At 47.5% G+C, this 3481-nt stretch carries 3 protein-coding genes; 1 reads left to right on the top strand and 2 read right to left on the bottom strand.

Annotated elements, in window-relative coordinates; all coding sequences use genetic code 11:
• Nucleotides 1–456 (bottom strand): Na+/H+ antiporter NhaC family protein (locus GX016_10505; GenBank protein ID HHT71971.1); only part of this gene is annotated, 456 nt, incomplete at its 3' end.
• 256 nt (nucleotides 457–712) lie between these two features.
• Between GX016_10505 and GX016_10500 the strand changes: the two genes are divergently transcribed.
• Entirely contained in the window at nucleotides 713–2953 is a 2241-nt protein-coding gene (locus tag GX016_10500) for a DUF3298 and DUF4163 domain-containing protein (GenBank protein ID HHT71970.1), read from the top strand.
• A 260-nt stretch (nucleotides 2954–3213) separates the two neighbouring features.
• On the opposite strand, the gene GX016_10495 is transcribed toward GX016_10500, so the two are convergent.
• Nucleotides 3214–3481, bottom strand: a 268-nt coding sequence (locus tag GX016_10495) for a nicotinate-nucleotide--dimethylbenzimidazole phosphoribosyltransferase (GenBank protein HHT71969.1), incomplete at its 5' end; no start/stop codon positions are given.

Raw genomic sequence — 3481 nt, 5'->3', positions numbered from 1 at the left:
GGCCCCTGCCACAATAGGGTAAGGTATGTCCATTACCGCTCCTACCCCGGCCAACACAATACCGATGGTGCTGAACGTGCCGGTGGCGGTTCCGAGTAACATGGCAACCATGGCCGTTAAGACAAATATGGTTAAAAGAAACCCTTGCGGCCGAATAAAATCGAAGCTCAAGTTCATAAGAGCCGGGATGACGCCGCTAGCTTTCCAAACCCCGGTTAGCATCCCAATAAGAGATACAATGATGACTACCGGCACAGCTTGAAGCGCTCCGCTAACAAACATCCGTCCCAGTTCTGGCCCGGTAAAACTATGCCGTAAACCAAGTAGGACCACCCCGCAGCTTCCCGCCAACATCACAATATAAGCCGGTCGGTGCCAGACGACCACCGTCACCACCATGCCCACGGCAAAAACTATGAGAAAAGCTACCACTTCTGGTAAGTCCTTGGCTTTCATTTCTTTTGCACCCCTTGGCCCGGCCCTTATGTTAAACAGCATTCTTCTGCCTATTATTCGTCAGCGGAAGCTCAGGTTCCTGTTACGGGATCAGCATCACGTGAGAGCGTTAATCTGGCAGGAAAGATTACGGTGTATGGGCAGGAATATCTTTCCTGGGTCGTGACGATTTAGTCATTGATCCTTAACTATCTATTAACTAGTTTTGATTATAGTAGAATAAGGGAATACAGAACCATGTGGAGGCGGAACAGGATTGAACTACAAAGAAATGAGCAGAGCGGCCTTAATCTTAGTAATCTCTTTAGCTCTCGTTGGGGGAATACTGTCTGCTTCTTCAGTGGTAGCAAAACCGGCTACTAGAAAGCCCGCTGCTATTGGATCAAGAGAGAGTGCCCAGCGAGTGGAAAAAGACATTGCCGGCTACATTAAGTCCAAAGGAACTGAGCACAATTTTGCTGAGGATCAAGAATTCCTGGACCTGGTTAATGCCTTTGCTCCCGCATTGCTTAAGCCAGAGAGCAAAGACTTGTTGGAATATGCTAATCACTTTGCCATCGGTGATCTGGACGGGGACAAGTTACCCGAAATAGCTGTATACGAACAACGCGCTTCCGCTGACTTGGATGACCCCGGTACACTGGTCTTGTACCAGATTAAGGACGGGAAGTATCAACCGGTTACTGACATTAGCATGGAGTATGATAACACCTGTATCAAAATGGTGATTGGCCCGGCAGCTCCGGGACAAAATGCCCTCTTTATGCAGACTGCCGTGGGTGCCCACAGCGAAATGTTTTACCTGTTCTTACTTCAAGATGGTAAACTTGAACCTGCTATTGATGATTCCAATGCCCGGCTCCTTTCAGCTTATGCCAGCGGTGATATTGCCGACATAGATAACGACGGTATCATTGAGTTTAGCATCTATACGGAAGACCCGGATTGTGAAGGAACCTGCCTGGCCGATTCGGATAAAATCTCCTATTGGTACAAATGGAACGGCCGAGACGGGGTGAAGTTCGTTAAATATGAACAGCACAAGAATAATCGAGAAGAACAGCCGTCTGATCAAGTTGTGCTAGCCGAGCTAACAGCCAAGTTGAGCGGCGAAGATTCACTTTCGGCGCAAGAGTATCTAAAGGCCAACCTCAGTAAGCTTACGAAGAAGGATGCGGCGGCCGCTCTGGAAACCTATGTACGAAGGCTTCAGCCGCTTATCCCGGCCTATGACACCCAGATTGAAAGCTTACAGGCAAAATACGGTCAGGATCCCAAAAACGATATTTTGACTAAGTATAAGCTTACCATGAACGATCTTAATGATATTAAGTGCCTCCAGGACCCCGACTGCCTTAAGAACGAACAAGACCTGAAGGAACTGTTGGTTAAAGCTCGCCTGCTGGGACTACAGTTGCAGACAGCAGAAGGCATGTACTTCTTTGCCGTGAATTATAATGATTTGTTGACCGATTTTCAGGACGAAATCACCAACGAGCTCACAAGCTGGTTTCAAATACGGGCCGATTATTATAACGAACCGGCCATGAAGGATGCCGCGCTGGTAGTAGACCTTAATGAGATAGCTGAGAGAATAGTGGCCATGGAAGAGTTTCAATTCACTTTCCCCTACTCTAAATATAACCATGAGCTCAATCGTATGCACGAAAACTATCTGTTGACCTACTTGTACGGTGCCAACAATACACCTTCTTACGATTACGAAACCAGAGTTATTAAACCGGAGGCCCTGGCCAGCTTTGAGAAAACCAAAAAAGAGGCTCTGGGTTATCCGCTGTATAATCTGGTAACTGGCTATCTTACCAAGCTGCAGGATACCGAAAACAAAGTTACTTCTGAATTGCAAAAGATCATGACCGCTAAGGTAAAAGAAATGGTCGGCGGCCTCTACATTGATAATAAAACTGTTACTGCCAAAACCGACATTCTGGAAGTCAATGTGGAACTTCCACTTATTGGGGGAAACAGCGAGTTCATAACCAGGATTAATTCCGAAATAGAACAGACCGTACAAGAAGCGCAAGCGGAAATAGAAGCCGGGGCCTTAGAAGCCAAGAAAGCCGGTTCCCAAATCTTCCCTTATTCTCTGTTTACGTCCTATTTTGTTCCCTGGAATCAGGACGGATTGCTGAGCATTGTCTGCGAGTCTTACCAGTTTACCGGTGGTGCCCACGGCATGACCTACAAAACTGCCTACAATATTGACATCACCGGCGAACGCCTGCTGTCATTGGCCGACTTTTTCCCTGAACGGCCCGACCCTGGACAGTATGTAAAAGAGGAAATCAAGAAAGCCATCCAAGCCGAGCCGGAGTACTATTTTGAAGATGCTCTGGAAACAATAGCTGCCTGGGAAGAAGAATTCTTGTTTTATGTGGAAAATGAAAATGTGGTCGTTTTCTTCCATCCCTATGACATCGCCCCTTATGCCGGGGGGTTCCGTGAATTTCCGGTCCCTTGGGACGCACTGCCCTAGAATGAGATGATTAAAGGCTCCTGAAGCCAGCTTCGGGAGCCTTTTTATTTTTAGCCCCAATTTGTCCCGTTGCCTATAGTTTTTCCAGCACCATGCAGGTTGTCTAAGCAACCACTTTTGGGGCCAAAGCAGGCAACTTGTGGTACTCCATTTTTTCCTCACTGTTTGGGTGTTCACATTTCAATTATAATACACCTACCCCGGCAGGATCTGACGGAGTAGGTGAAGTTAAGCCAGCCTTCTTTTAAAAGAAGGCCTTATTATAGTTTCTCTGCCACCCCGGCTGATTGGAAAGTAGCCATCTCGGCTTGAATTTTGCAGGCCGCTTCTACCACCGGCATGGCTAGTACGGCACCGGTACCCTCTCCTAGCCGCATTCTCATCTGAAGTATTGGTTTTATGTCTAGAAGTTCCAACATATAGCGATGCCCAGGTTCTTCCGACAGGTGGGACGCCAGCATAAAATCCTTAGCCTTAGGCACCAGTTTACCCGCCACCAAGGCTCCGGCACCGGAAATAAAGCCATCG

This window comes from Bacillota bacterium, from assembly GCA_012837285.1.
Lineage (GTDB): Bacteria > Bacillota > DTU030 > DUMP01 > DUMP01 > DUNI01.
The sequence above is the reverse complement of the archived record's forward strand: the minus strand, read 5'-3'. Positions and strand labels throughout refer to the sequence as shown.